This is a genomic window from Enterobacter cloacae complex sp. CARB60, from assembly GCF_036487345.1.
GTDB lineage: Bacteria > Pseudomonadota > Gammaproteobacteria > Enterobacterales > Enterobacteriaceae > Enterobacter > Enterobacter asburiae_D.
Genome location: NZ_JAZKLC010000002.1, coordinates 1,891,012 through 1,917,623 on the forward strand (window position 1 = coordinate 1,891,012; position 26,612 = coordinate 1,917,623).

The window sequence follows — 26,612 nt, forward strand, 5'->3', positions numbered from 1 at the left end:
TCTATAACGGGAGAAAAACAGATGAATTCATGTGTCGCGGCGAGCGAGGCGGTAACGCCTGCAAAACCCGCCTGGCGGGCCGTCTATTCACTGGGGCTGGGGGTATTTGGGTTAATTACGGCAGAATTTCTTCCCGCCAGTTTGTTAACGCCGATGGCCGCGAGCCTGGGCGTGAGTGAGGGAATGGCCGGACAGGCCGTCACCGCCACCGCGCTGGTGGCGCTGGTGACCGGACTGCTGATTACCCCTGCGACCAAAAGCATCGACCGCCGCTGGGTGCTGATGTTTTTCTCGGTCCTGCAAATTATCTCCAGCCTGCTGGTAGCTTTTGCGCCGACTCTGCACGTGTTGCTGATGGGGCGTCTGCTGCTGGGGGTAGCTATCGGGGGATTCTGGGCGATGTCGACGGCGACGACGATGCGTCTGGTTCCGGCGGATAAAGTGCCGAAGGCGCTGGCGGTGATCTTCTCCAGCGTATCGATTGCCACGGTGGTCGCGGCGCCGCTCGGCAGCTATCTGGGCAGCCTGATCGGCTGGCGCAACGTCTTTGTTCTCTGCATCCTGCCGAGCATGCTGGCGCTGCTGTGGCAGCTCTGGGTACTGCCGTCCATGAAGCCGGAGAGCAGCGGCAGCCTGAGTACGCTGTTCCGCGTCCTGCGTCGTCCGGGGATGATCGGCGGCATGCTGGCGACCATCCTGATCTTCAGCGGCCATTTCGCCTTCTTTACCTACCTGCGTCCGTTCCTGGAAACGGTGGGTCAGGCAAGCGTTGAGACCATTTCGCTGATCCTGCTGGGCTTTGGGCTGGCCAACTTTGTCGGTACCTCCGTTGCCGGGCATCTGCTGGCGCGCAATCTGCGCCTGACGCTGGCGCTGGTGCCGTTCGCGATGGGCGTTCTCGCGCTCACGATGGTGGCGTTTGGTCATCTGGCTATGCTGGACGGGTTCCTGGTCGCGCTGTGGGGCTTTGCCTTTGGTCTGGTTCCGGTGGGCTGGTCAACCTGGCTTGCTACCACCGTTCCGGATGAAGCCGAAAGTGCAGGAGGGCTGCTGGTGGCATCAATTCAGCTGGCAATCAGCGCCGGTGCGGCCGGGGGCGGGGCGGTATTTGACCTCAACGGCGCCAGCGGCGTATTCGCGGGAAGCGGTTTCCTGCTGGTGATGGCGATGGTGATCGTGTTTATGGGTGTGAAGGTTAAGGCGGAATGAGTGCTTTCCCTCTCCGTTGGGAGAGGGACTTAACGGATGTCCATTGTTCTATGCTACCGCTCTTTCATTCCATGTGTCTTTAAACATGATGTTCCCGTCACAATATTTCCATTCAATCGATTCATAGCGAAGTTCGACTTCTTCCATATGCGCACTTGCGATACCGAGCGGGTGCAATACTGGCGAGATCCTCGTTATCTTTACGTTTTCCAGAGTGATATTGAAGTATTCGCGCTCAATACCGGCGTCATCAATTTTATACATTTTGATTAATGCAGATTTGAATGTTTTGCCTGTACATACAGCACGAAATAAATAGGGTGTGATGCGGTCTATTTCTTTTTCAAAGGTAATAGGAACATGAAGGCGCGTTCCTGTCAGTTTTCCCGTGTTGGAACTGGTGGGGATCCAGACGGAGTGATTAAACGATTTGAGTTCGGTAGAGCCCAATCTTGTAGGCATTAAACACTCGCCTAAAACGGGAGAATTATTTTCGTCAGTAAACCATATATGTGCTGGAGTAGACATTTATTCATCCTTTATTTTTGTAACGAAATGCAATGAAGTACACAACTAATACAATAAACCCAACGACTCGTAGTGCAATTTTTTCGTTTTCTATAAAACTCACTACGACAGCACCAAGAATGACAGCGAATATTCCAGTGCCATACCAAAAAAAATCATCCATAATGTCTTGTAAAAAACTTTTTAAAAATTGCATCAAAAATATTTTTATAGATTGCCACATTATCGCATCAATCTATTTAGCGCATCAGCAATTTCACCATCGGATGCTGTGTTTAAGTTAAGATACCCAGCTTTCATTATCACTGGTTCAATAAGGAAATACATCATTTCTAACTTTTCAACATACAGCGCATGGTAAAATAACGGTTGGAATTTTTTAAGCGTATTTGCGCTGTCTGCCGCGTGTTGAACTATAGCGTACAGGTTTAATACGGTAATTACACCTCCGGTGCTCCAACCAACCTTTTTCATAAATGCACTTTGTACGGCCACGTTCATGTTATTACCATAACAGATGTATGACGTGACGGCATAAATTAAGCCATTCTTAGATGCTTGCTTTAATGAATAGTTTGTTGTAAATGGTATTAATTTTTGGAGAATGGTTTTTCTTTGACTACTGGATTTGTTCTGAAGCATCGTTTCAATATAAATCCTTACCATTCTAAAAATTACATCTCTATGCTTAACAAGTTCGGCGACTCCTGCTAAGAACCTTAAATCTTCCGAGCCCAAACGTTTACAGACATCTTGATAATTGTCTGTAAAGCAAGAGGTATAATAAAGCAGGCGAGTGGTAGCATCACCAAGATTGTTTAAATATTCTATGACACCATCCTTTACCCCCGCGACGGCGCGATCGAGCCTTACTGCAAGATCTTTATCGGATCCAATTCTTTCTATAATTTCCTTACTGTAATACATAATAAGTCCCTGTTGTGTACAGGGTTTATCATGGTCTACGTTATCGTCTAAGGACAGTGATCTCACTCGCATTTTTATAAGTGAAATAAAGAATAACCACTAACCTATTATCTAAGTTAATCGGTGCTTTTTTATAATTGATACGATGAATTGGAAAGTGTTGAATAAACGTAAGATTATTTTGAATTATATATTCTGCGAGGAGTGGGGGGATATTACTGAATGATGACATAATTTGTAGGCCGGGTAAGCGCAAGCGCCACCCGGCATCAAGGTAAGGCTTACAGCCCTTTCTTATCCATCAGTACCGCCAAATCTACCAGGCGGTTAGAGAAGCCCCACTCGTTGTCATACCACGCCAGGATCTTCACCATGTTCCCGCCAATTACCAGCGTGGAAAGCCCGTCGATAATTGAGGAGCGTGGGTCGCCCTGGTAATCGCTGGAGACCAGCGGTTCATCGCTATAGCCCAGAATGCCTTTCAGGGGCCCGCTGGCGGCAGCATTGCGGAACGCGTTATTTACCTCGTCGGCGGTCACGTTCCGGCTCAGCGTTACCGTCAAATCCACAATCGACACCACCGGCACCGGCACGCGCAGGGAGTACCCGGTCAGTTTGTCGTCAAGGGAGGGGATCACTTTCCCCAGCGCTTTCGCCGCGCCGCTGGAGTAAGGCACAATCGACAGCGCCGCCGCGCGTGCGCCGCGCAGATCTTTCTCCGGCTGGTCGTGCAGCGCCTGGCTGTTGGTGTAGGCATGGGTGGTATTCATCAGGCCATGCTCAATCCCGAACTGCTGATGCAGCACCTGAGCGGCCGGTGCCAGACCGTTGGTAGTGCAACTCCCGTTACTCACCACAGCGTGTCGGGCGGGATCGTACTGCTCATGATTAACCCCCATCACAATCGTCAGGTCATCGTTCTTCCCGGGAGCGGAAATGATGACGCGCTTAGCGCCGCCGTGGGTAATATGCACCGCCGCTTTTTCCCGCTCGGTAAAGAAGCCGGTGGCCTCAATCACCACGTCAGCGCCGACATCACGCCACGGGATATTCGCCGGATCGCGTTCGCTAAATACGGCGATCCGCTGCCCGTCTACCTGCAGCGCGCCGTCTGCCGCTTCAACGGGTGCGGGCAGCTTGCCCAGAAGGGAATCATGCTTCAGCAGGTGGGCGAGGGTTTTACTGTCCGTCAGATCGTTAATGGCCACAATCTGCAGATCCGGGTTACCCAGCGCCGCGCGCAGGAAATTACGTCCGATACGGCCGAAACCGTTAATACCGACCTTAACCATGGTGCACTCCTTATCTCTGGTGTCTGGAGTCACTGTAGGCGTCGGGCCGATTGGCGTAAACGACAAAAAAGGATCAGATTACGCCATCTTGCGGCAGTGGAATCGCTGGCGGTACTCGCCGGGCGTGAGGTGAAGCTGTTTCTCAAACACGCGGCGCAAATTAAGGCTGGTGCCAAACCCGCTTTGCCCGGCAATGCGCTCAAGGGAATCGCTGGTCTGCTCAAGCAGCTGGCGAGCGGCGGCCAGACGCGCCTCGGTCACGAAGCGGGCCGGAGAGACGCCCGCGTCGCGGGTAAACACGCGGGTGAAGTTACGCGGGCTCATCGCCGCTTTCTCGGCCAGGTTTTCCACGCACAGGTCGGCGGTGAGGTTCTGCAGGATCCAGGCTTGCAGTTCGCTTATCGGGCCCGATGTGCCAGGCTGCTGCAGGCTGTAACGGCTGAACTGCAGCTGGCCGCCGGGACGGCGCAGATACATCACCATGTCCTGCGCCACGTCGCGGGCGAGGGTAAATCCGTAGTCGTCTTCCACCAGCGCCAGGGTCAGATCGAACCCGGAGCTCACGCCGCCGGAGGTCCAGATGGGGCCATCCTGAATATACAGCGGACCGCCTTCGACGTGGATAGCCGGATACTGGGTTTGCATCGTCTCCAGCAGCCGCCAGTGGGTGGTCGCGCGCCGACCGTCCAGCAAGCCGGTCTGGGCCAGCAGCATCGCACCGCCGCAGATAGAGGCGACCCGGCGGGCATGCGGCGCAGCGAGGTGAAGCCAGTCCACCACCGCCGTGCTCTCCTGCTCGTTCATGCCGCGTCCGGTAATGATAATGGTATCCAGCGGTTCACGCGGATCCAGCTCCGGCAGACGATAGTCCGCCAGCAGATTCAGGCCGGACTGGCCGTGGATCACCTGGTGAGGCTGCGTGGTGGCGATGATAATCCGGTAGCGGGGGTGGGAAAGCCCTTCCGGGTGCAGCCGGTTGGCCTGCATCAGAATGTCGGCGATACCGGCGGCTTCAAACAGCATGCCGCCGTCGGGAACGATAATCAGGATCTTCTTCATGTCCTGAAAAGTACCTTTATCACGGAATAAGTCAAGCGGCGCGTGCGCCCCACGTTTCTGGCAAAGCAAAGCGATTTAAGTTCTTTGTTATTTCAGGCGTTATCCCCGATCGTCAGGGCACTGTCACTGGCGAAACGGCGTCTGAAGGAATGAGTCAACGAAGCTCCCTCTATTTACATCCGCAACAACGCGAACAAATCCGCCACCTTGCATCGGGTTTTTTATGGCGAAGCGAACTGCCCACGTGGCTGTTGATCGTCACTATTTATGCCGGCTGGTTTGCCACGCTGACTTTCTGGCAAACGCTCGGCCTGCTGCCCGCCACGCTGCTGCTGATCGGGTTTACCGCCTGGTATATGTCCCTGCAGCATGAGCTGATCCACGGACACCCCACGCGTTTTGCCTGGCTTAACCAGCTGTTTGGCACGCTCCCGCTGGCGGTCTGGTATCCGTATGGCCTGTACCGGGACTCCCATCTTGCCCATCATCGCCACCATAGCCTGACCCATCCGGTGGATGACCCGGAGTCGTACTATTTCACCGACGAGAGCTGGGCGCGCTTTTCGCCGTGGCAGAAACGCGCGATCCGCGCCCGGAATACCTTTACCGGGCGGCTGATGCTGGCACCGCTGCTGGATATCCTTCAGACGCTGGGCAGCGCCGCGGCGGCGTTTCGTCACCTTCAGCTGCGGGCAATGACGATGTGGCTGGTCCACGTTTTGCTGCTGGTGGCGCTCTTCGCCTGGATGACGCATACCGGTTTTTCACCCGTCTGGTTCGTGCTGGCGGTCAGCTATCCGGCGCTGGCGCTGACCAAGATCCGATCGTTTCTCGAACATCGCGCGGCGGACGATCCCCTTGCGCGCTCCGTTATTAACGAGGCCGGGCTGTTCTGGCGGGTGCTGTTTTTGAATCTGAACTACCATTCAGTCCATCACGATCTGCCGGGCGTTCCCTGGTACGGGCTGAAGGCGATCTACCAGCAAAATCGGGAGGCGTACCAGCAGCGAAACCACGGTTTTCTCGTCAGAGGCTATGGTGAATGGCTGCGTCAGTTCTGGGCCAGGCCCGTCGACGTCACCGTTCATCCCGGAAAACAACAGGGGGAAGGGTATGAGTAACCTGCTGGCGTTTCCCATGTACGCGGTGGATCGCGCCGACACCCGCGCGCTCTGGCTGGCGGTAAAGAGGCTGCTGGCTGCGCGCGGTGTGTCCGTCGATCGTGACCCCGGCTGGCCGGAGTCCGATCTGCTGACCCACTGGCAACAGCCTGCGCTTATCCTCAGCCAGACCTGCGGTTATCCGCTGGTCACGCAGCTCCCGGACGTGCAGGTGGTCGGCTGTTTTCACTACGCGGCACCGGGCTGCGAAGGGATCCAGTACCGCAGCTTTCTGGCGGTGCGCGAGGAGGATCGGCACCTGACGCTGGCGGATTTTCGCGGACGTCGTGCGGTCTGTAATTCCCCGGACTCGCAGTCCGGCTACAATGCGCTGCGAAAAAAAGTGGCTCCCCTGCTGAGCGGCGGTCCGTTTTTCGCGCAAACGTCCTTTAGCGGCAGCCATCGCCAGTCGCTAATTGATGTGAAGCGCGGAGCAGGGGATATCGCGGCCATCGACTGCGTGACCTGGGCACTGCTGCAGCGCCATGAGCCGGAACGGCTTGCGGGGCTGGCGGTCATTGACCGTACCCCGCTGACGCCGGGACTGCCGCTGATTACCTCGCATAACACCTCACCTGAAACGCTTAACGCCATACGCGATGCGCTCCACGCGCTGGTCAGTTCACCGGAACATCGGGAGATTTGCGACGCGGTGCTGATCGGCGGTTTTAGCGTGGTGACGCGCGAGGCCTACGCCTCATTGTCCGCGTGATAAATCTCCCGCGCGTCGGTAAAACAGCGCAGCGCCAGCGAGGAGACGGGCTTCTGCCTGCGCATAATCAGGCCGACAGGCGCCTCAATGTTCGCATCGGCGATGGGGACAATCCTGAAGTTGCTGTTCAGTGCCTCCAGCCCGTTGTTCAGCGGCATGACGGCGCAGCACACGCCGCTCTGAACCGCCTGAATGATCTGGAACGTCGAGTCGCTCTCGAAAACGGACGTCGGTTCGATGCCGGACGATTTAAAGCTGGCCTCCATATGCGCCCGGTAGTGCATCCCTTTGGTCAGGAACCCCAGCGGAAAATCCGTCAGTTCGTGCCAGGTCAGCGTTGCCTGGCCGAGCTGGAAATGGCGGACGTCGTGCAGCAGGCCCATCTTCGTTGTTGGCAGCTGAATAATGTCAAACAGGCTGGTGTCGATGCTGTTGAGGTAGCAAATTCCCAGCTCAAGCTGGTTGCGGCTGACGCCGTCGGCAATTTGCGCTGAGGACATGGAATAGAGGCTATAGGTCAGCTCCGGGTATTTTTGCGTCAGTTGACGAATAAAAATCATCGGATCCACGCTCGCCAGCGGCACCATCCCCAGACGTAATTCGCCCACCACCTGGCCTTTGCACAGCGCGGCTTCCGCCTGTAGCCCGTCGTGCGCGGCCAGCAGGGCGCGGGCCCACGCGAGGATGCGTTCACCCTCCGGCGTAAACCCTTCAAAGCGCTGTCCGCGCACAATCAGCACCAGCCCCAGCTCCTCTTCCAGGCCGCGGATGCGCATGGAGAGGGTCGGCTGGGTGACGTTGCACTGCGAGGCCGCTTTACCAAAGTGCCGGGTCTCGTCGAGTGCGATTAAATATTTTAACTGTTTAATATCCATCATATTCTCTGCGCGAGCAGCCTTACAGCATGCGGATCTCTTTTGAGCGCAGGGTGATGCGAACCGGAACGGATTTATACGACGGCGTACCGCTGTCCTTATCCAGATAATCAAGCGGCACCAGCACGTTGGCCTCCGGGTAATAGGCGCCGACGGTGCCCGGCGCGATGCTGTACGCTACCACGGTAATGTCTTTCAGACGCTGAACGCTGCCGGGGAGGGCGGTCTCGATATCCACGCGGTCGCCGTGTTCCAGTCCTGACTGCGCCATATCGTCTTCGTTCATAAACAGCACGTCGCGGCGGCCAAATACGCCGCGGTAGCGGTCGTCCAGGGCGTAAATGGTGGTGTTGTACTGGTCGTGGCTGCGCAGCGTGATCAGGCGCAGAACGTGCTCGCCTTCACCGCTGGCGTTCTCGTGAACGCCGTCGAACACCGAGAACATCGCTTTTCCCGTCGCCGTTGGCCAGATGCGCTGCGTCGGCGGCAGCGGCATACGGAAGCCGCCGGGAACGCGGATCCGCGCGTTGTAGTTCTCAAAGCCCGGAATGGTCTGCTCGATCAGATCGCGGATCCGGTCGTAATCCTCAACCAGCGTTAGCCATACCACGCGGGTGGCCTGCAGGGTGGCTTTCGCCATGCCCGCGACGATAGCGGGTTCTGACCGGAGCAGCGGTGAGGCGGGTTTCAGCTTGCCGGATGAGGCATGCACCATCGACATGGAGTCTTCGACGGTGATGGACTGACGACCGGTGGCCTGAATATCCAGTTCGGTACGGCCGAGACACGGAAAGATAAAAGTCTCTTTGCCCACCAGCAGATGGGTGCGGTTGAGCTTGGTGCCGACGTGCACGCTCAAATCCAGGTTACCCATCGCCGGAAAGCCCCGCTCGTGATCGGGCATCGCGACGGCAAAATTACCGCCGAGGCAGATGAGCGCTTTCGCGCGGCCGTCGATCATCGCCTGCGTGGCCTGCACCGCATCGTGTCCGTGGTGAGACGGCGGCTCAAAGCCGAAAACGTCCTTCAGACGGTTCAGGAAGGCCGGGGTAGGCTTCTCGCTAATCCCGACGGTACGGTTCCCCTGAACGTTTGAATGGCCGCGCAGGGGGCAGATACCCGCGCCGGGCTTGCCGATATTCCCGCGCAGCAGCAGCAGGTCAGCGATCAGGCGGACGTTCGCCGTGCCTTTATTGTGCTGGGTAATGCCCATCCCGTAGGTAATGATGGTGGCATTTGATTTCGCATAGGCGTCGGCCACCTTCTTGAGCGCCGCCCGGTTCAGGCCCGACTCGCGCTCGATCTCGTCCCAGCGGGTTTGCGCGATATCGGCGGCGAAGTCCTCTATGCCCTGGGTGTGTTCGGCAATAAATGCATGGTCGAGCACGTCACCGCGTTCGGCCTCCATGTCGAGAAGGTGTTTGGCAATGCCCTTCAGCGCGGCGGCATCGCCTCCGGCCTTCACCTGGAAATAGGTCGAGGCGATATCCGTTGAGCCGTAGGTCGCCATTTCAATCACGCTTTGCGGGTCCGCAAAACGTTCGAGGGCGCGCTCGCGCAGCGGGTTAAAGACGATAATCGGCACGTTGCGACGGGCCAGCTCGTGGAGGGTACCCATCATTCGCGGATGGTTGGTGCCGGGGTTGTGGCCGATGGAGATCACCAGCTCGGTCTTGTCGAAGTCGTCCAGCGAGACGGTGCCTTTCCCGATGCCAATCGAGCGCGGCAAACCGACGCTGGTGGCCTCGTGACACATATTCGAGCAGTCGGGGAAGTTATTGGTGCCGTATTCGCGAGCGAACAGCTGGAACAGATACGCCGCTTCGTTGGAGGCGCGTCCGGAGGTATAGAACTCGACCTGGTCCGGTTCGAGCCCGCGCAATACTTCGCCGATGCGTTCAAACGCCTCGTCCCAGTCGACGGGCCGGAAGGTATCGCTTGCCCGGTCATAGCGTAGGGGATGCGTGAGTCGACCGTAGCCTTCCAGTTCGAAGTCCGATTTTGCCAGCAGCGAGGAGACGCTGTTTTCCGCCAGAAATGCGGGAGTCACACGTTTGCTGGTTGCTTCCCAGGTCACCGCTTTGGCGCCGTTCTCGCAGAACTGGAACGTCGATTTGTGTTCTTTATCGGGCCACGCGCAGCCCGGGCAGTCAAAACCGTCAGGCTGGTTGGTGCGCAGCAGCGTCGCGGGGGCATCAAGGGTATCCATCTGGGTACGTACCGCGATGGCCGTCGCTTTTAACGCGCCCCAGCCGCCGGCAGGACCATCATAGTGTCTGATACCGGGCACTGAGCGTCTTTTATTGTTCATACCAACTCCTGGTTCGTTCGGTCTTACGGCGACTGAGCCAATGAAACACTGAAGAAGACAATAAGCGAAAGCAATGACGGCCGGGTGTCTGTGCGCATACGGTGCGTCAAAATACCTTATCTTAAATTCTATTTATTACAGTGATTTAAAAGCTATGCCGCATAAATATTTAAAGAAATTATAACGAAATTTTATCATTTTAATAATAAATCTTATCTATCACACGGTAGGTGGGATAGATGGCGGCGAGCCCAGGAGGATGTAGTACCGGTTAAACTTCGAATGAAGCTCTCGGTCGCTAACAAAGGCAATATTCGCGCCAGGCTGGCCGTCTGGCGCATTTTGGAGATGTTGTGACGACAGGAATGTTTACTCTGGCTTAATGATTAATGGATATAATTTATGTCTGAGTGGGCAATTATCACAGCCTGAAATATAAAGTTATTTTGAGGCGTAAAATTAACGTCATGCTGCATAAGTGAAATATTCCCATTTTGGCGGTGAATTACGACGAATATTAAAGATACCCTGTTAGTGCAACAAATAATTCATCGTTGATATATTCTTCTGACATCACCAATACGCGAATTCTACTAATTATGGTAGTGGCGATAATAGCGATATTGCGTTAATGAAAGTCGTTCTCTTTTGTATTTATTAATTTTAAAACAATAGGTTATGTCATGTTTGGGGGAGGAAATATGAGGGGTTAGGCTGCGTCGGGTTTTTTCATCAGATTAATCCTATAATCTTCCGACTGCTTCATTTACCAACAGTTACGTAACGGTAAATATTGAATTGATGCAAAGCTCATGTAAACTTGTTTACCGTTTGTCAAAATATGTCAGGAAGACGCTGGGCCTTATTCTGAAGGGCTCGTGCGGTAGCTATGCCCTTAAAATAGTAACGCCCCGAAAATATCCTGGCTATTTTAACAATAGCACTTAAGTCAAACTTCACTCCCTTATCTTCATCATCGAAATATCGCTACGGAAAAGCATATGAAAATGCGCGTACTGTTTTCACTTCTGTTTGTAATGGCGGTGGCGGGCTGTAAAGCGCCGCAGAAACCTGTAATCAACGACGATACGATCGAGACCAGCCAGGTCAACGGCGTAACCTTAACCCACCGTCACGCCGTTACGCCGCCGGCGGAGTTCACGCCGGTCAACGAGCCGTATCGTGCCATGTATCCGGCCTCCCTGATGAGCCGTCCTGACTTCGGCGGCAAAGTTATCCGCAATCTCGAGACCGGAAAAACGTACGTGGTGCTGGGGCAGGTTGAACACTACTGGATGGCGCTTGCCGATGAAGGTAACGAGCAGCTGATTGGTTACGTCCCGATGCGCGCCGTGATCAAGGCCGACCAGTACGACGCCGCCGTGCGTAAACAGGCCATTCGTCCGAAGGCGCGTAAAAAAGCGACCTGTGTCGATGTCGATGGCAACAGCAAAGCCTGCAAAGACAGCGCTAACGGTACCTGGATCCTGAACTAAACGGCTTTCATGAGCGCATTTTTATGAATAATAAAAATTTTCATAAGCTGTGGTTATTCTTTTACGCGGTGATTTTCGCCCTGGTCAGTGGTTGTACGTCGTCTTCACACAGCGACCCCTCCCGCTACAATCTGCAGTTTCAGGCTCATCCACAAATCAATGAATCTGCGCCGCTTAAGGTCCGGGTGCTGTTGCTGAAATCCGATGCGGATTTCATGTCCAGCGACTTCTACTCTCTGCAGAACAACGCGTCAGCCACGCTTGGCGCGAATCTGCTGAACAGCGACGTGTTCTTCCTGATGCCGGGACAGCTGTCCAAAACCCTCAGCGGGCAAAGCTCTCCGGAGGCCCGCTACATCGGCGTGATGGCGGAGTATCAGGTGCTGGATGGCAAAAAATGGCGCGTTTCACTCCCTTTGCCCGTGCCTGGCGAAAATCATATCTACCAGTTCTGGAAATGGTCCGCGGATGAACTTCAGGCCAACGTTTTTCTCGACGTAAACGGCATTCGGGTCATCAGCCAGTAACGCGCTTCAAAACAGGAAACACATCATCATGACGAAAGCAGAAAAGGTCGTCTGGACCGAAGGCATGTTCCTGCGTCCACACCATTTTCAGCGGACTGAAAGTTATCTGCTCAACCATGTTCGTGAATGGGGCGCGCTACAGCGGTCATATCTCTGGGGCTTTCTTGACGTTGAACTGGATGAAGCGATGCTTCGTCAGGGATGCATTGCCCTGAGCTACTGCAGCGGCTTGCTGCCGGACGGCACCTTTTTCCAGGTGCGTAACGGGCGCAACGGTCCTGCACCGCTGAAAATTCCTGACAATCTCACCAACGAAAAGGTGGTGCTCGCGCTGCCGGTCCGTCGTGGCGAGAGAGAAGAGGTGATTTTTAGCGAAGAGCCAGCTTCGCTGGCGCGCTTCATCGCTTTCGAGCAAGAGGTGGAAGACGACAACGCCATGTCGGTGGGGGATGCCACCGTCCAGTTTGGCCGTCTGCGCCTGACCCTGATGCTGGAAAAAGACCTCACGGCAGAATGGATCGCCATCGGCGTGGCGTTTGTGACGGAGAAACGTAACGACAACCACGTGCGGCTCGACAACAGCTACATCCCGCCGATGCTCAACGCCAACAACAGCCCGCAGATCTACAGCATGATCAACGATCTGCACGGTCTGCTGGTGCAGCGCAGCCAGCAGATTGGCGGCCGTTTGCGCCAGCCCGGCCGCTTTAATACCTCCGAACTGATTGAGTTCACGCTGCTGTCGCTGGTTAACCGTCATCTGGGCGAGGTTTCTCATTTAAAAACCCTGCCGCTGCTGCATCCGGAAACGCTCTGGCGCAGCTGGCTGCCGTTTGCGACCGAGCTCGCCACCTGGACGTCCCAGCGTACCGCCGAAAGCGTGCTGCCGATTTACGATCATGACGATCTGGCAAACTGCTTCAGCAAGCTGATGCTGATGCTGCGTCAGGGGCTGTCGCTGGTGATGGAAGACCACGCGATTCAGCTGCCGCTTAACGAACGCTCTCACGGCCTGAACATCGCCACGGTGCCTGAAACCAGCATGGTGCGTGAGTTCGGCTTCGTGCTGGCGGTAAAAGCCAATGTGCCAGGCGAACACCTGCAAACCCATTTCCCGGCGCAGATGAAGGTCGCGCCGGTCTCGAAAATCCGCGATCTGGTTCAGCTTCAGCTGCCGGGCATTATGCTGCGCGCCATGCCGGTCGCGCCGCCGCAGATCCCGTGGCATGCCGGCTACAGCTACTTTGAACTGGAGAAGGGCAGCGAGCTGTGGCACGAGATGGATAAGTCCGGTGCATTCGCCCTGCATCTTGCAGGGGAATTCCCGGGGCTGGATATGGAGTTTTGGGCCATCCGTAGCCCGACAGAATAATAAAGCGAGCGCTTAATATGCAGGAACGACAGGATACCGGCAGTGATGCCGCGTTTACCGGAGCCAGTAGCAACAATCAGCTGGTGGCGGCCGCCAATCCGCTGCTCAACGCGATTCCGCAGATCCGTCACTCGGTCTCCCATGACGATCAGGTGGCGTTACGCCAGCGTCTGATCGACGAGATTCGCCGTTTCGAAGTCCGCTGCCAGCAGGCGGGGCTGCCTTATGAAGTGATCGTCGGGGCACGTTACTGCCTGTGTACGGCGCTCGATGAGGCCGCCGCGCTCACCCCCTGGGGCAGCAGCGGCGTCTGGTCAAGCAACGGTCTGCTGGTGACGTTCCATAACGAAACCTGGGGCGGCGAGAAGTTCTTCCAGCTGCTGGCGCGCCTGTCGCAGAACCCGCGCGAGCATATTCTGCTGCTGGAGATGATCAACTACTGCCTGCTGCTGGGCTTCGAAGGACGCTATCGGGTGCTGGACAATGGCCGCACCCAGCTTGAAACCATCAAGCAGCGGCTGTGGCAGATGATCCGCGGCGTGCGCGGCAGCTATCCGGCGCCGCTTTCTCCCCATCCGGAAGATCGTCCGGTGCTGCGCAAGCTCTGGCGGCCGATGGTTCCCCTGTGGGCCTGCGTGGCGCTGGCCGGGTTTATCGCCTGCCTGTTTTATATCGTGCTTAACTGGCGGCTTGGCGATAACACCAGCCCGGTGCTGGCGAAGATTTACCAGTCCCAGCTGCCGGAAACCACTATTCAGCAGCCGGCCCGTCAGCTACCGGCGGTGCTGAACCTGCGCGGCTTCCTGAAGCCTGAAATCGAGGCTGGCCTGGTCGCGGTGAAAGACGAAGCGGATCGCAGCGTCGTTATCCTCAAAGGCGACGGGCTGTTTGCCTCTGCCTCTACCGTCGTGCGTGACCGCTATGAGCCGGTCATCAACCGCATTGCGCAGGCGATGAATAACGTCAGCGGCAAAATTCTGGTGGTGGGCTACAGCGACAACGTGCCGATCCGCAGCGCGCGCTTTGCCTCTAACTATGAACTTTCTCTGGAACGCGCCCGCTCGGTGCAGAAAATGCTGCAGGGAAGCCTCTCTCAGCCTGGCCGCGTGAAGGCGGAAGGGCGGGGCGAGATTAACCCGGTGGCGCCGAACACGACGCCTGAAAATCGCGCCCGTAACCGCCGTGTGGAAATTACTCTGCTGGTGTCGCCTGAAAACACTCAGGCTGAGCTGAACGGATTGCCGCAAGGAAACTAAGGATGCTGACTACACTTCTTTCCATTTTGACCAACCGCATTCTGTGGAGCTTCCTCGGCGTAACGGCGCTTGCGGCGGTGATCTGGATGATTGGTCCCCTGTTGTCCATCGTGGACACCCGACCGCTTGAGTCTGAACAGAACCGTATTATCAGCATTGCCGTGGTCTATCTGCTCTGGGCACAGGGCCACATTCTGCCGCGCCTGTACAATGCCTGGCTGAACCGCAAGCTGATGGACAAGCTCAAGGAGAATACCGCCAGCCCGGAAGCCGCGGATCCGCAGAAGCGGCTGAACAGCGAGGAGCAGATCCTCGCCAGCCGTTTTGATGAAGCCGCGCAGATGCTGAAAAAAGCGCACTTCAGCAAAGCGGGCCAGAGCGCCCAGTGGACGCAGCGCTTCAGCACGCAATATCTCTATCAGCTGCCGTGGTACGTCATTATCGGCGCACCGGGCTCCGGTAAAACCACGGCGCTGGTCAATTCCGGGCTGCAGTTCCCGCTGGCCGATCGTTTCGGTAAGACCGCGCTGCGGGGCATTGGCGGCACGCGTAACTGCGACTGGTGGTTCACCAACGAGGCGGTGCTGCTGGACACGGCGGGCCGCTATACCACCCAGGAGAGCGAGCAGGTGCAGGACGCTGGCGAATGGCTGGAGTTCATGGGGTTACTGCGTAAGTATCGCCGCCGCCAGCCGATCAACGGCGTCATCATCACCATCAGCATATCTGACCTGCTCACCCAGTCCGCCGAGGCGTCCCGCCAGCAGGCGGTGAACCTGCGTCAGCGTCTGTCCGAGCTGCATGAACAGCTGGGTATCCGCTTCCCGGTGTACGTGATGGTGACCAAGGCCGACCTGCTTAAAGGCTTCCGCGCCTGGTTTGCCGACTACGACAAAGCGCAGCGCGACCAGATCTGGGGCTTTACGCTGCCGTGGGAGCAAACCAAACACGCCGATTACGACCTGATGGGCAACTTCCAGCAGGAGTTTTCTCTGCTACAGCAGCGCCTCGATGCCGGGCTGCCGGAAACCATGCTGAAAGAGCATGACGCGAAAACCCGCGCGGAAGCGTATCTCTTCCCGCAGGAGTTCGCCGCGCTGCGTCCGCTGCTGGCGGACTACCTGAGCACGGTCTTCGCCCGCTCCAACTTCGAAACCGAGTTCTCTCCGCGCGGGATCTACTTCGCCAGCGGGACTCAGGAAGGCATGCCGTTCGACCGCGTGATGGGCGAACTGAACCGCGCGCTGTCGCTGCCGGAAGGGGGCGAGGCGGATAACTGGGATTCGGTCAGCAAAGAAGCGCCTATTCCGGGTGCTAAAGGTCAGAGTTTCTTCATTAAGAACCTGCTGCAAAACGTCATCTTCCAGGAAGCCGGGATCGCGGGCGAAAACCGCTGGTGGGAGCTGCGCAACCGGGCGGTGATCTGGTCCGGCTACGCGGCGCTGCTGGCCCTGCTGGCGATCCTCGGCGGTCTGTGGCTGACCAGCTATGCCAAAAACAAAACCTATCTGGCAGAGGTGGATGCGAAGGTGCCGCTGCTGGACCAGCAGAGCAAGGCGTTACAGAATCAGCCGCAGCGTGACCTGTTCGATCTGCTGCCGCTGCTGAATGGTCTGGTCGACCTGCCGAAAAGCGACGCGTTTGATGTCAACGATCCGCCGGTATCCCGCCGTATGGGGCTCTATCGCGGGGATGACGTCAGCGATGCCGCGCAGTCTCTGTACCAGAAAGCGCTGGATCAGATGCTGTTGCCTGCCGTCGCCATGCACATCACCACCTGGCTTCGCAACGACAACGGCAGCGATGTGGAATACAGCTATGAAGCGCTGAAAGCCTATCAGATGCTGTATCAGCCGAAGCACTATGACGGCAAATTCCTGCATTCGTGGGTGATGCTCAATCTGCAGCGAAATCTGCCGCAGAACGTCACGAAGGCGCAGCTGCAGCAGCTTGAATGGCACCTGACGCAGCTGCTGGAACCGAAAATTCAGGCCTCGCCGTACGCGCAGGATGAATCTCTGGTTGCCCGCGAAAGAGCGATGATCAACCAGCAGCCGCTCTCCACGCGCGTATACGGCCGTCTCAAGCGCCTGCTGGAGCATGATGACAACCTGAAGCCGGTCTCCCTTTCCGACCTGGGCGGACCGCAGAGCGAGCTGGTGTTTTCACGCAAAAGCGGCAAGCCGGTGAGCGAAGGCGTACCGGGCCTCTATACGCCGGACGGCTACTGGAAAAGCTTTAACGGGCAGATTGACAGCGTCACCACCGCCCTGCACGAGGACGACGCCTGGGTGCTGGGGGCCGCCACGGCGCAGGAGGATAAACAGCAGATCGATAACGCCGTGCGCCAGCTCTACATGCGCGACTTTATCGCTAACTGGGATCGCTTTCTCGCTGACATTCAGCTCAACAACAGCGCCGATCTTTCCCAGCGCATCAACACCGCGCGCCTGCTCTCCGGCGCAAACTCGCCGCTGCGCCGCCTGGTGCAGAACCTGAGCCAGGTCCTGACGCTGTCGCGCAATGCGCCCGCGCCGGACGATGCGGGTAAAGCGCAGGCGCAGAGCAACCGCGCCACCCGCACGCTTGAAGCGCTGTTCAGCAACAGTGACGCTGCGCCGACCCAGGCCGCCGTGGTCACCCAGGCACCGGAGCAGCTGGTGACCGACCACTATGCGCCGATGATTGAGCTGGCGCAGCCGCTGGAGAAGGGCGGGAAGACCATCGTGTTTGATGATTTTCTCAAGCAGGTGGACGAGCTCTATCGCTACCTGACCGCCGTCCAGGACGCCGCCAACAGCGGTATGCCTGCACCGGGCGGCGAGGCGATCAGCCGTCTGCAGGCCAGCGCCGGTCGCCTGCCGGGCGGTCTGCAAACCATGTTCAGCAATATGGCGGTGGGCGCCAGCAGCGATACCCAGCGCCGTGACCTCGAAAACGTGCGGAAGCGGATTAACGTTGAGGTGGGCGGTTTCTGCCGTCAGGCGATTGCCGGTCGCTACCCGCTGGTGCGCAGCGCCAGCACCGAGGTCACCCCTGACGATCTCGCGCGCATGTTTGCGCCGGGAACCGGGCTGATGGACGCTTTCTTCCGCGACAATCTGACCAATAAAGTGGACACCACGCAGGCAAACTGGCGCTTTATGCCGGGCATCGACGGTAAAACGCTGCCGGGAAGTGAAGGGCTGCTGAGACCGTTCCAGCAGGCCCAGTCGATTCGCGACGCCTTCTTTGCTAACGGCGCAACGACGCCGTCCTTCAAGGTGACGGTTCGCACCGTGCGAATGGATAACACTATTCTGAACCTGACGCTGGACGTTGACGGCCAGCTGCTGCGCTACAGCCACGGTCCGCAGGCCGTGCAGATCATGAACTGGCCGGGGCCGGGCGGCACCAACCAGGTACGCATGCAGCTGGGGCTGGCTAACGGCAGCACGGCGACGCTGGTCACCAACGGCGCCTGGGCGCTCAACCGCTTCTTCGATAAAGCGAGCACCAGCCCGGGCGCGGGAAGCCTGAGCCGTCAGGCCACCTTCAACGTTGACGGACATCAGGTCACGCTGGAGTTTGCGCCAAACAGCATTCGTAACCCGTTCCAGCTTCCCCGTTTCTCATGCCCATAACCGCAAGGACAGCCGTATGACGAATACCCCTGCGATGAACCGCTACAGCTGGTATGGCAAGTTACCCAGCGCCGGAGATTTTTTGCAGCGTCGCTTTCCTGACACTTTACAGCGCCAGTGGTCACACTGGTTCCAGGTCGGTCTGCTGGCCTGGCAGCAGGAAGAGCAGCGCAGCGGCGAGCGCCAGTTCCAGAAAGCGCCAGTCTGGAATTATGTGGTGCCGCCGATGCTGGGCAGCCAGATGATCCAGATGGGCTGCCTGCTGCCCGGCCGCGACAGCGTTGGCCGACAGTACCCGGTTTGCCTTCAGCTGAGCTTCGCCCCGTCAGAGTGGTCGACCAGCCTGCTCAGCCAGGCCGAAAGCTGGTACCAGCAGATTGGGCGCCTGGGGCTGCACGCGGTGCGCAACAGTTTTTCCGCCTCGCAGCTGGATGAGATGCTAATGACCATTCCGGCGCCGCAGCCCGTCGAGCCGCAAAAGCGTTCCGACATCCTTGATGTGATTGGCTATGACGAGGACGGTCAGAGCACGCTGGGCTGGCCTCAGGCGGCGGAGTGCTTTGACCCGCTGCGTCAGACCAGCTACTGGTGGACCAACCGCTGCGACGGTTATCCGCTATACACCCACGTGCACAGCGGTAACTTTACCGGGCAGCTTTTCACCCTGCTGTTCGACCCGGCAGGGGGCGCCCGTCCGGGGCGTCACGGTCTCTATCCGCCCATGTTTGAATAAGCAGGGATCTTATGAATATCGAAGAATTTCTCGCGCCAATAAGCCCCGAAAAACCCTGCGGCGAAAACCTGGAGTACGACGCCGACTTCCAGAGCATGAATCAGGCCAGTCAGGGGAAAGCGGAACAGCAGTTTGGCGACACCATTATCCCGGCAGAGCCCGCTGACTGGAACACGGTAGAAAAATTCGCCACCAGCCTGCTGACCCGCACCAAAGATCTTCGCGTACTGCTGGCGTTAACCCATGCCTGGACGCGCCGCCGCGGGCTTGCGGGCTACGCGGACGGATTATTGCTGGTGCAGGAGGCGATCGCCCGTTACTGGGAGACGCTCTATCCGCTGCTGGAAGAGTATGGCGAAACCGATCCGTTCTATCGCATTAACGCCCTGGCGGGGCTGAGCGATAAATCCGACCTGACCGTCGCCGTGCGAAACGCCTCGCTTCTGCGTTCAAACGGCGATGAAATTTCGCTCCGGGATGCCCAGGCCCTGCTGGACGGCAGCAAGACGGAGTGTCCAGACTATCCCGGCGGCCGTCCACGGCTGATTGACGAGCTGGCCCGCGGCGACCAGCCGGGCACCGCAGCGGTCATCGTCATTAACGAACGTCTGCTGGCGATCCGCGAGCTGCTCACCGGGCATCTCGGTGAAAGCGGCGTGCCCGAGATGGAGCAGCTGCTGAAAACCGTCGGCCTGGTCGCCAGCGCGTGTCAGGTGACCGACATCAGCAAGCTGCTGCCGAATCGTGAGGCGCAGGCAGAACCACAGGCCGAGCAGCAGTCGGCGGCAGCGCAGCCCGCTCAGCCGGTCACCGACTGGCGAAGCGTGCAGGTTACCAGCCGCGCCGACGCGCAGCTGATGCTGGAAAAAGCGAAGCAGTATTTTGCGCAGTACGAACCGAGCCACCCCGCACCGCTGATGATTGAACGGGTGCAGCGGCTGTCAGAACTTAACTTTATGGACATTATTCGCGACCTGGCGCCAGACGGCGTTAACCAACTTGAAAACATCTTTGGGCGCCGCGAATAACGCGTCCAGGCATTATGACGACAGGCATGGAGCCTGCCGTTTCACCTTCACCGCGCATCTTTGATGGAGAACATCATGGCAATGAGTAACAGTGGGCAGAAATTCATCGCACGTAACCGTGCCCCCCGCGTGCAGATCGAGTACGACGTAGAGATCTACGGTGCAGAACGTAAGATTCAGCTGCCGTTTGTGATGGGCGTCATGGCCGATCTGGTCGGCAAACCGGTGGAAAATCTGCCGGCCGTCGACGAGCGTAAATTCCTCGAAATCGACATCGACAACTTTGACGAACGCATGAAGGCGCTGAAGCCGCGCGTGGCGTTCCAGGTGGATAACACCCTGACCGGCGAAGGCAAGCTCAACGTGGATCTGACCTTCGACAGCATGGACGACTTCCTGCCGGATGCGGTGGCACGCAAGGTTGAGCCGCTGAACAAGCTGCTGGAAGCGCGTACCCAGCTCTCCAACCTGCTGACCTATATGGACGGCAAAAACGGTGCGGAAGAGCTGATCGCTAAAATTCTGCAGGATCCGACGCTGCTCAAATCCCTGAGCCAGTTGCCGAAAAATGACGAAAGCGCGAAAGGTAGCGAGGAATAATCAATGAGCAACCAGACTCAACAACATGAGCAGCAGGCGGGTCAGGCGTTCAGCCAGGATGAGTTCAGCGCGCTGCTGAACAAAGAGTTCCGCCCGAAAACCGATCAGGCGCGCTCCGCCGTTGAAAGCGCGGTCAAAACCCTGGCGCAGCAGGCGCTGGAAAATACCGTCACCTTCTCCAACGATACCTACCGTACCATTCAGAACCTGATTGCCGGTATCGACGAGCAGCTGTCGCAGCAGGTGAACCAGATTATTCACCACGAAGAGTTTCAAAAGCTGGAGAGCGCCTGGCGTGGTCTGAGCTACCTGGTGAACAACACTGAAACTGACGAGATGCTGAAGATCCGCTTTATGAGCATCTCTAAGCAGGAGCTGGGCCGCACCCTGAAGCGCTTCAAGGGCGTGGGCTGGGACCAGAGCCCGATCTTCAAGAAAATCTACGAGCAGGAGTACGGTCAGTTCGGCGGCGAGCCGTTTGGCTGCATCGTCGGCGACTACTACTTCGACCACAGCCCGCAGGACGTTGAGCTGCTGGGCGAAATGGCGCGCATAGGCTCTGCGGCGCACTGTCCGTTCATCACCGGTACCGCGCCGGGCGTGATGCAGATGGAGTCCTGGCAGGAGCTGGCTAACCCACGCGACCTGACCAAGATCTTCCAGAACACCGAATACGCGGCCTGGCGTTCACTGCGTGAATCCGAAGATGCCCGCTATCTGGGCCTGGTGATGCCGCGCTTCCTGTCGCGCCTGCCGTACGGCATTCGCACCAACCCGGTCGACAGCTTTGATTTCGAAGAGCAGACCGACGGCGCGAACCACAACAGCTACTCCTGGGCGAACGCCGCCTATGCGATGGCCGCCAACATCAACCGCTCCTTCAAAGAGTACGGCTGGTGCACCTCGATTCGCGGCGTGGAGTCCGGCGGGGCGGTGGAAAACCTGCCGTGCCACACCTTCCCGAGCGATGACGGCGGCGTGGACATGAAGTGCCCAACCGAGATCGCCATCAGCGATCGTCGTGAAGCCGAGCTGGCGAAAAACGGCTTTATGCCGCTGGTTCACCGCAAAAACTCCGACTTTGCCGCCTTCATCGGCGCGCAGTCTCTGCAGAAACCGGCGGAGTACCATGACCCGGATGCCACCGCTAACGCGCGTCTGGCCTCTCGTCTGCCGTACCTGTTCGCCTGCTGCCGCTTTGCCCACTACCTGAAGTGCATCGTGCGCGACAAAATCGGCTCCTTCCGCGAGCGCGAAGAGATGGAACGCTGGCTGAACGACTGGGTCATGAACTACGTGGACGGTGACCCGGCGAACTCCTCTCAGGAGACCAAGTCCCGCAAACCGCTGGCGGCTGCGGAAGTGCAGGTGCAGGAAATTGAAGACAACCCGGGCTACTACGCCGCGAAGTTCTTCCTGCGTCCACACTACCAGCTGGAAGGTCTGACCGTTTCCCTGCGTCTGGTATCTAAACTGCCGTCGCTGAAGACGAAAGACGCGTAAGAGCGTCAGACTGCTGACAACGTGCGTTTAGTGAGTTTCGCCCGGCGGCGCTACGCTTGCACGGGCCTACAATGAAACGTGCAATCTATTGATATCGTTGCTCAATGTAGGCCGGGTAAGCACAGCGCCACCCGGCAGGAAAGACGGCTAAATTGTTAATGCTGTCCTTAACAGGTTCCAGAATAACGCACGGTAATAATGACTTCACACTCCTTCCGTTATTTCGAAGGAATGTAAGACTGTCAAATGACACGGGTCGTTTGATATGAGGCAGAGGTAAAATATGGACGGTTTTATTCAGCCCCATGCTTTCCTGTTTGCCATATAAGGGCTTTTTCGAAAGCAATATTGTTCATCCACGAAGAGTAGATATTATGGCTATTGATATGTTTCTGAAGGTCGAGGGTGTTACGGGCGAATCTAAAGATTCTAACCACACCGGCTGGACTGATATTACCTCCTTCTCCTGGGGCGCTTCCCAGCCAGGTAATATGAGCGTTGGCGGTGGCGGCGGTGCCGGTAAAGTTAACTTTAACGACCTGCACGTAAACGCGCTGATCGACAAATCCACCACAGCTGTACTGAAACACTGCGCCAGCGGTAAACACCTGACTAAAGTTGAACTGTCCGTCTGTAAAGCCGGCGGCCAGCAGGTGGAATACTCCCGCATCACGCTGGAAGATGTGCTGGTCACTTCTGTTCAGTACACCGGTGCAGACAACGGCGATACCGTTGGTGTGACCTATGCATTCCAGGCTGCGAAAGTGAAACAGCAGTACTGGGAGCAGACCACGTCTGGTGGTAAAGGTGCTGAAAGCAGTGCTGGCTGGAACATCAAAGAAAACAAAGAAGCATAATAATAGTGGGCCCGAAAGGGCTCACTTTATCCTGAGCTTCTTATCAAGGAGAAATGAGATGTCTCAAATGCGTCCTGCTTTTGGCGCCGCCTGGAACCGATTCAGAGAAGTGAACGTAAACGTAGAACAGGTTGGCAAGTTATTGGGTGGAAAAGTTCAGCATAATATCGACGCCGGTATTTTTAAAAATGCCTGCCCAATACGTATGAGCTACGTCTTGAATTATTGTGGTATTCCGATTCCTTCTAATAGCAAATATGCGACAGTGACCGGAAATGACAAAAAGCGCTATATGTTCCGCGTTAAAGATATGATCGCATTTCTACCCACGGTTCTGGGCAATGCAGATATGTCAGTCTCTTCCCCAACGCCTGCCCAATTTGCTGGCAAGCAAGGTATTATCATCTTTACCGGTCACGGCTGGAGCGATGCAACCGGGCATGTAACTCTCTGGAATGGAAATATTTGCTCTGATGACTGTCATTTCCTTGGTTCTCCAGGAAATGGTTCGTTTATTCCTGCCAACGCAACATTCTGGAGCCTGAAATGAAACGTTTACTGCTGCTCGTGTTGGCATTAAATGCCTCTGTCGTTTATGCCCAAACGCTGCCTGATATCAGCGCTTTTTCTCAGCAACAAATTTTTGAAAACTGGGTGCAAAACCGGTGTATCGGTAAGATTGCGGACAGCAAAGCCCTGAAAGCTGATGCAGACGCCAGCGCCGCCGCCTGGCTCGAAGCAAGCAATCTCCCTGCTGAGAATTTTGAAAAAGCCGACAAGGTGATTGTTTCTTTACTGAAAGAGAAAGTCGGCGGTACTGAACCGGGTCATTATCAGGTCTTGAAGTGCAGCTTAATCGTCAATAGCGACGCGATTCGTCCGCTCAAAACAGCAGAATAGAAAAGATGGAATCGGCCCCAAACGCCGCCGTTCTCGCTCCGAGAGCGGCAGCGTTTGAGCGCTAATCATACCAGCAGGAATACGCCATGCGATTCACGATTATTTCTACGAAACCCGGTCATCAGCCGCCGCAAAGCAGCTGTGATTTTTACGCCCCGGGCGGCACCATTGGGCGCGGTACGGATAACAATCTGGTGTTGCCGGACAATGACCGCACCATCTCTCGTCTGCAGGCCATTGTTCACGTGGACGCCCAGGGCGAATGCCGCGTGACCAACCGTGGTAGCGTCACCCGCGTGGTATTAAATGATATTCCGCTGGAGCGAGGGCGTCAGGTTGAACTGCAGGATGGCGACATTCTCGGTATTGATGACTACCGTATCGAAGTCACCGAGCTGATCCACGATACCCAGCCCGTGAGCCGAATGGCGGCCAGCATGCATCAGCAGGCGCGTCCGACAGCCGCACCCGCGACCGCTCCACAGCCGAAACCGGCGAGTGCCGCACCGCGCGGGAAGGCCGAGCCGACCGCCGTGCCAACGGAGATCTGGGATAGCCTGATGCAGGAGTTCTCCATCTCCGACAGCATCTCCAGCAACCGTACAAAACCGCAGCCTGCTGCATCGCACGATCCGTTCTCCCAGCCTGCGGCCCCGGAGCGTAACGCCGAAGATCCGCTGGCGATGTTCAACGACAGCGATCCAAAGCTCGAGCGTAAGAATGTCGATCCGGACACGCTGTTCAGCGACGAAGCGCTGTTCAAAAAAGAGAGTATTTTTGACGACGTCACCCCGTCAACGCTGGTGCCGCCGGGCGAGAATAGCCCCGTTAAGCCAGAAGAAGAGGCGACGGATGAGCTCGATCCGCTGGCCCTGTTTGGCGGTAAGGCCAGCGCGCCAGCCGCGCGTAATGACGACCCGCTCGGGCTGATGGGCGGCGCGCTATTGACCCATCCGGATGACATTATTGCCGAGAAGCCTGCGCCAGTGCCGGAGCCTGAACAGGAAGAGGACGTGCTGGCCGGTTCTCCGCTGTTCGCCCCCGAGCCGCAGGAAGAACCGCGTGCTGAAGAAGAGCCCGCGCGACCGGATTACGCAGGCTTCACCATGCCAACGCCACAGGCCGTTGCGCGCAGCAGCGCTCAGGCCCCGAAGGGCCGCCTGCGCATCGACCCGGTCAATAACGCCGCCACCCCAACCGCCACGGCGAACAGCGGTGAGAAGGGCGACGTGTTGCAGGGCGAGCTGCTGGAGGCGCTGCTGGAAGGCATGGGCCTGAGCGAAATGCAGCCCGTCCCGCAGTTTGACCGCGAAAATATGCGTCAGCTGGGGCAGATCCTCGGCATGTTCTCTCAGGGAACCGTGGCGCTGCTTTCCTCGCGCTCCATCCTCAAGCGCGGCGTAAAAGCCGATATGACCATGGTGCTGGACGATGCCAACAACCCGTTCAAGCTGTTGCCGACCGGCAAAACCGTGCTGATCCAGATGTTCGGCACCCCGATGCCGGGCTTTATGCCGCCGACCAAATCCGTGCGCGACGCGCTGATCGATCTGCAGGCGCACCAGCTGGGCATGATCTCCGGTATCCGCGCCATTATTGCCGCGATGCTGCAGTCCTTTAATCCGGAACAGCTGGAGGAGCAGGCGAAGCAGAACGGGATGACCTCCCGTCTGGCGCTGCCGGGCAGCCGCAAAGCCGCCCTGTGGGACTATTTTGTGCGCAGCTATGGCGAGACGGCTGGCGAGATTGAGGATGACTTCCACACCCTCTTCGGCGAGGCCTTCCTTCATGCGTATGACATGGAGGTGAATCAGTACAAAGACTCACAGAGCGGATCGGAAGACAAATGAATATCGCAACGGCTTCTCTCTCCCGCCAGGGGACGCGCGCCAGCAACCAGGATCAGACGGGAGAAACCATAGGGGAACGTTCGGCCTGCTTTGTCGTCTGCGACGGCATCGCGGGGCTGCCGGGCGGTGAGGTGGCTGCAGAGCTGGCCCGCAACAGCATCATCTCCCGCTTCGATGGCGACAAGCATCTTAACGCGCAGCACATCCGCGACTACGTGCAGACGGCGAACCGCACTATCCTCAGCGAACAGCAGGCCGTGCAGGACTATCGCCGGATGGGCACGACGCTGGTCAGCCTGTTCATTGACCGTGATTACGGGCTGGCCTACTGGGCGCACGCCGGAGACAGCCGCCTGTACCTGTTTCGCCGGGGATGGCTGTGGCATGTGACCACCGACCACAGCCTGGTGCAGCAGATGAAAGATGCCGGTCACCAGACCGACAACCTGAACAGCAATTTGCTCTATCTGGCGCTCGGGATTGAAAACGGCGGGCCGGAAGCGAGCTACAGCGACGTGGTGCAGGTTGAAGACGGCGATGCCTTTTTACTGTGCACCGACGGGTTCTGGCACGGCGTCAGCGAAGAGCAAATGAAGCAGTCGCTGCATATGGTCAATACGCCGCAGGAGTGGCTGACCTTAATGAACCAAATCATTCAAAAGAATGGCGAACAGGAGGGGAATGCTCAGGATAACTATACTGCCCTGGCGGTATGGATGGGCAACCCTCAGGACACCACTTTGCTGCACACCCTCTCTGACGCAGCACAATTTCTTCCCTGCGGAACTGATTAG

The 26,612-nt window shown here is 57.4% G+C and carries 23 protein-coding genes; 17 read left to right on the forward strand and 6 right to left on the reverse strand.

Annotation, left to right across the window (positions count from 1 at the left end; genetic code table 11):
* The first annotated feature begins 21 nt into the window (after positions 1 to 21).
* Complete coding sequence (locus tag V4835_RS10025; protein ID WP_331412065.1) at positions 22 to 1,209, forward strand: MFS transporter; 1,188 nt, start codon at positions 22 to 24, stop codon at positions 1,207 to 1,209.
* Positions 1,210 to 1,257: 48 nt separating this feature from the next.
* Here V4835_RS10025 and V4835_RS10030 read toward each other — a convergent pair whose 3' ends face one another.
* From V4835_RS10030 to V4835_RS10045, 4 genes are all read right to left on the reverse strand, one after another.
* Positions 1,258 to 1,737 carry an Hcp family type VI secretion system effector gene (locus V4835_RS10030; protein WP_331412066.1) on the reverse strand — a complete coding sequence of 160 codons (480 nt, stop codon included), beginning with the start codon at positions 1,735 to 1,737 and terminating at the stop codon, positions 1,258 to 1,260.
* Positions 1,738 to 1,959: 222 nt separating this feature from the next.
* Complete coding sequence (locus V4835_RS10035; protein ID WP_331412067.1) at positions 1,960 to 2,664, reverse strand: hypothetical protein; 705 nt, start codon at positions 2,662 to 2,664, stop codon at positions 1,960 to 1,962.
* A 281-nt stretch (positions 2,665 to 2,945) separates the two neighbouring features.
* On the reverse strand, positions 2,946 to 3,956 hold the full coding sequence (gene gap / locus V4835_RS10040; RefSeq protein WP_331412068.1) for a type I glyceraldehyde-3-phosphate dehydrogenase: 1,011 nt from the start codon (positions 3,954 to 3,956) through the stop codon (positions 2,946 to 2,948).
* A gap of 78 nt (positions 3,957 to 4,034) precedes the next feature.
* Positions 4,035 to 5,015, reverse strand: coding sequence for a GlxA family transcriptional regulator (locus V4835_RS10045; protein WP_331412069.1), 981 nt, complete (start codon positions 5,013 to 5,015; stop codon positions 4,035 to 4,037).
* A gap of 149 nt (positions 5,016 to 5,164) precedes the next feature.
* Here V4835_RS10045 and V4835_RS10050 point away from each other — a divergent pair, with 149 nt between their 5' ends.
* Together V4835_RS10050 and V4835_RS10055 are read left to right on the forward strand one after the other, a co-directional pair.
* Positions 5,165 to 6,136 carry a fatty acid desaturase gene (locus V4835_RS10050; protein WP_331412070.1) on the forward strand — a complete coding sequence of 324 codons (972 nt, stop codon included), beginning with the start codon at positions 5,165 to 5,167 and terminating at the stop codon, positions 6,134 to 6,136.
* On the forward strand, positions 6,129 to 6,887 hold the full coding sequence (locus V4835_RS10055; protein ID WP_331412071.1) for a phosphate/phosphite/phosphonate ABC transporter substrate-binding protein: 759 nt from the start codon (positions 6,129 to 6,131) through the stop codon (positions 6,885 to 6,887). Before V4835_RS10050 ends, V4835_RS10055 begins: the two co-directional genes overlap by 8 nt.
* Here the strand turns inward: V4835_RS10055 and V4835_RS10060 are convergent.
* A complete protein-coding gene (locus V4835_RS10060) occupies positions 6,866 to 7,762 on the reverse strand; it encodes a LysR family transcriptional regulator (RefSeq protein WP_331412072.1) in 897 nt (298 codons plus the stop codon). The genes V4835_RS10055 and V4835_RS10060 overlap by 22 nt on opposite strands.
* Positions 7,763 to 7,784: 22 nt before the next feature.
* Positions 7,785 to 10,073 carry an FdhF/YdeP family oxidoreductase gene (locus V4835_RS10065; protein WP_331412073.1) on the reverse strand — a complete coding sequence of 763 codons (2,289 nt, stop codon included), beginning with the start codon at positions 10,071 to 10,073 and terminating at the stop codon, positions 7,785 to 7,787.
* Positions 10,074 to 11,074: 1,001 nt separating this feature from the next.
* Between V4835_RS10065 and V4835_RS10070 the strand changes: the two genes are divergently transcribed.
* The 14 genes from V4835_RS10070 (at position 11,075) to V4835_RS10135 (ending at position 26,612) form a co-directional block, all read left to right on the forward strand.
* Entirely contained in the window at positions 11,075 to 11,569 is a 495-nt protein-coding gene (locus tag V4835_RS10070; protein ID WP_032641145.1) for a hypothetical protein, read from the forward strand.
* 23 nt (positions 11,570 to 11,592) lie between these two features.
* Complete coding sequence (tssJ, locus tag V4835_RS10075; RefSeq protein WP_047652274.1) at positions 11,593 to 12,096, forward strand: type VI secretion system lipoprotein TssJ; 504 nt, start codon at positions 11,593 to 11,595, stop codon at positions 12,094 to 12,096.
* Positions 12,097 to 12,124: 28 nt separating this feature from the next.
* Positions 12,125 to 13,468 carry a type VI secretion system baseplate subunit TssK gene (gene tssK / locus V4835_RS10080; RefSeq protein ID WP_331412074.1) on the forward strand — a complete coding sequence of 448 codons (1,344 nt, stop codon included), beginning with the start codon at positions 12,125 to 12,127 and terminating at the stop codon, positions 13,466 to 13,468.
* 17 nt (positions 13,469 to 13,485) lie between these two features.
* Positions 13,486 to 14,724: a DotU family type VI secretion system protein gene (locus V4835_RS10085; protein ID WP_063143855.1), complete on the forward strand. Its 1,239-nt coding sequence runs from the start codon at positions 13,486 to 13,488 to the stop codon at positions 14,722 to 14,724.
* A 2-nt stretch (positions 14,725 to 14,726) separates the two neighbouring features.
* A complete protein-coding gene (tssM, locus tag V4835_RS10090) occupies positions 14,727 to 18,347 on the forward strand; it encodes a type VI secretion system membrane subunit TssM (RefSeq protein ID WP_331412075.1) in 3,621 nt (1,206 codons plus the stop codon).
* A 16-nt stretch (positions 18,348 to 18,363) separates the two neighbouring features.
* Positions 18,364 to 19,080: a type VI secretion system-associated protein TagF gene (tagF, locus tag V4835_RS10095; protein WP_024909832.1), complete on the forward strand. Its 717-nt coding sequence runs from the start codon at positions 18,364 to 18,366 to the stop codon at positions 19,078 to 19,080.
* Positions 19,081 to 19,091: 11 nt separating this feature from the next.
* Positions 19,092 to 20,108, forward strand: coding sequence for a type VI secretion system protein TssA (gene tssA / locus V4835_RS10100; protein WP_331412076.1), 1,017 nt, complete (start codon positions 19,092 to 19,094; stop codon positions 20,106 to 20,108).
* 75 nt (positions 20,109 to 20,183) lie between these two features.
* Complete coding sequence (gene tssB / locus V4835_RS10105; RefSeq protein WP_008502644.1) at positions 20,184 to 20,708, forward strand: type VI secretion system contractile sheath small subunit; 525 nt, start codon at positions 20,184 to 20,186, stop codon at positions 20,706 to 20,708.
* Between the two features lie 3 nt (positions 20,709 to 20,711).
* Positions 20,712 to 22,211, forward strand: a complete 1,500-nt coding sequence (tssC, locus tag V4835_RS10110; protein WP_014884232.1) for a type VI secretion system contractile sheath large subunit — start codon at positions 20,712 to 20,714, stop codon at positions 22,209 to 22,211.
* Between the two features lie 374 nt (positions 22,212 to 22,585).
* Positions 22,586 to 23,068 carry an Hcp family type VI secretion system effector gene (locus tag V4835_RS10115; protein WP_063143858.1) on the forward strand — a complete coding sequence of 161 codons (483 nt, stop codon included), beginning with the start codon at positions 22,586 to 22,588 and terminating at the stop codon, positions 23,066 to 23,068.
* Between the two features lie 58 nt (positions 23,069 to 23,126).
* A complete protein-coding gene (locus tag V4835_RS10120) occupies positions 23,127 to 23,618 on the forward strand; it encodes a type VI secretion system amidase effector protein Tae4 (protein WP_063143859.1) in 492 nt (163 codons plus the stop codon).
* Complete coding sequence (locus V4835_RS10125) at positions 23,615 to 23,968, forward strand: T6SS amidase immunity protein Tai4 family protein (RefSeq protein ID WP_331412077.1); 354 nt, start codon at positions 23,615 to 23,617, stop codon at positions 23,966 to 23,968. Before V4835_RS10120 ends, V4835_RS10125 begins: the two co-directional genes overlap by 4 nt.
* 86 nt (positions 23,969 to 24,054) lie before the next feature.
* Complete coding sequence (gene tagH / locus V4835_RS10130) at positions 24,055 to 25,818, forward strand: type VI secretion system-associated FHA domain protein TagH (protein WP_331412078.1); 1,764 nt, start codon at positions 24,055 to 24,057, stop codon at positions 25,816 to 25,818.
* Entirely contained in the window at positions 25,815 to 26,612 is a 798-nt protein-coding gene (locus V4835_RS10135; protein WP_014884226.1) for a PP2C family protein-serine/threonine phosphatase, read from the forward strand. Before tagH ends, V4835_RS10135 begins: the two co-directional genes overlap by 4 nt.

Bases quoted from the DNA above. Each gene is read 5' to 3' on its own strand.
- V4835_RS10025 (WP_331412065.1), top strand. From the start codon at position 22: ATGAATTCATGTGTCGCGGCGAGCGAGGCGGTAACGCCTGCAAAACCC.
- V4835_RS10030 (WP_331412066.1), bottom strand. From the start codon at position 1,737: ATGTCTACTCCAGCACATATATGGTTTACTGACGAAAATAATTCTCCC.
- V4835_RS10035 (WP_331412067.1), bottom strand. From the start codon at position 2,664: ATGTATTACAGTAAGGAAATTATAGAAAGAATTGGATCCGATAAAGAT.
- gap (WP_331412068.1), bottom strand. From the start codon at position 3,956: ATGGTTAAGGTCGGTATTAACGGTTTCGGCCGTATCGGACGTAATTTC.
- V4835_RS10045 (WP_331412069.1), bottom strand. From the start codon at position 5,015: ATGAAGAAGATCCTGATTATCGTTCCCGACGGCGGCATGCTGTTTGAA.
- V4835_RS10050 (WP_331412070.1), top strand. From the start codon at position 5,165: ATGAGTCAACGAAGCTCCCTCTATTTACATCCGCAACAACGCGAACAA.
- V4835_RS10055 (WP_331412071.1), top strand. From the start codon at position 6,129: ATGAGTAACCTGCTGGCGTTTCCCATGTACGCGGTGGATCGCGCCGAC.
- V4835_RS10060 (WP_331412072.1), bottom strand. From the start codon at position 7,762: ATGGATATTAAACAGTTAAAATATTTAATCGCACTCGACGAGACCCGG.
- V4835_RS10065 (WP_331412073.1), bottom strand. From the start codon at position 10,073: ATGAACAATAAAAGACGCTCAGTGCCCGGTATCAGACACTATGATGGT.
- V4835_RS10070 (WP_032641145.1), top strand. From the start codon at position 11,075: ATGAAAATGCGCGTACTGTTTTCACTTCTGTTTGTAATGGCGGTGGCG.
- tssJ (WP_047652274.1), top strand. From the start codon at position 11,593: ATGAATAATAAAAATTTTCATAAGCTGTGGTTATTCTTTTACGCGGTG.
- tssK (WP_331412074.1), top strand. From the start codon at position 12,125: ATGACGAAAGCAGAAAAGGTCGTCTGGACCGAAGGCATGTTCCTGCGT.
- V4835_RS10085 (WP_063143855.1), top strand. From the start codon at position 13,486: ATGCAGGAACGACAGGATACCGGCAGTGATGCCGCGTTTACCGGAGCC.
- tssM (WP_331412075.1), top strand. From the start codon at position 14,727: ATGCTGACTACACTTCTTTCCATTTTGACCAACCGCATTCTGTGGAGC.
- tagF (WP_024909832.1), top strand. From the start codon at position 18,364: ATGACGAATACCCCTGCGATGAACCGCTACAGCTGGTATGGCAAGTTA.
- tssA (WP_331412076.1), top strand. From the start codon at position 19,092: ATGAATATCGAAGAATTTCTCGCGCCAATAAGCCCCGAAAAACCCTGC.
- tssB (WP_008502644.1), top strand. From the start codon at position 20,184: ATGGCAATGAGTAACAGTGGGCAGAAATTCATCGCACGTAACCGTGCC.
- tssC (WP_014884232.1), top strand. From the start codon at position 20,712: ATGAGCAACCAGACTCAACAACATGAGCAGCAGGCGGGTCAGGCGTTC.
- V4835_RS10115 (WP_063143858.1), top strand. From the start codon at position 22,586: ATGGCTATTGATATGTTTCTGAAGGTCGAGGGTGTTACGGGCGAATCT.
- V4835_RS10120 (WP_063143859.1), top strand. From the start codon at position 23,127: ATGTCTCAAATGCGTCCTGCTTTTGGCGCCGCCTGGAACCGATTCAGA.
- V4835_RS10125 (WP_331412077.1), top strand. From the start codon at position 23,615: ATGAAACGTTTACTGCTGCTCGTGTTGGCATTAAATGCCTCTGTCGTT.
- tagH (WP_331412078.1), top strand. From the start codon at position 24,055: ATGCGATTCACGATTATTTCTACGAAACCCGGTCATCAGCCGCCGCAA.
- V4835_RS10135 (WP_014884226.1), top strand. From the start codon at position 25,815: ATGAATATCGCAACGGCTTCTCTCTCCCGCCAGGGGACGCGCGCCAGC.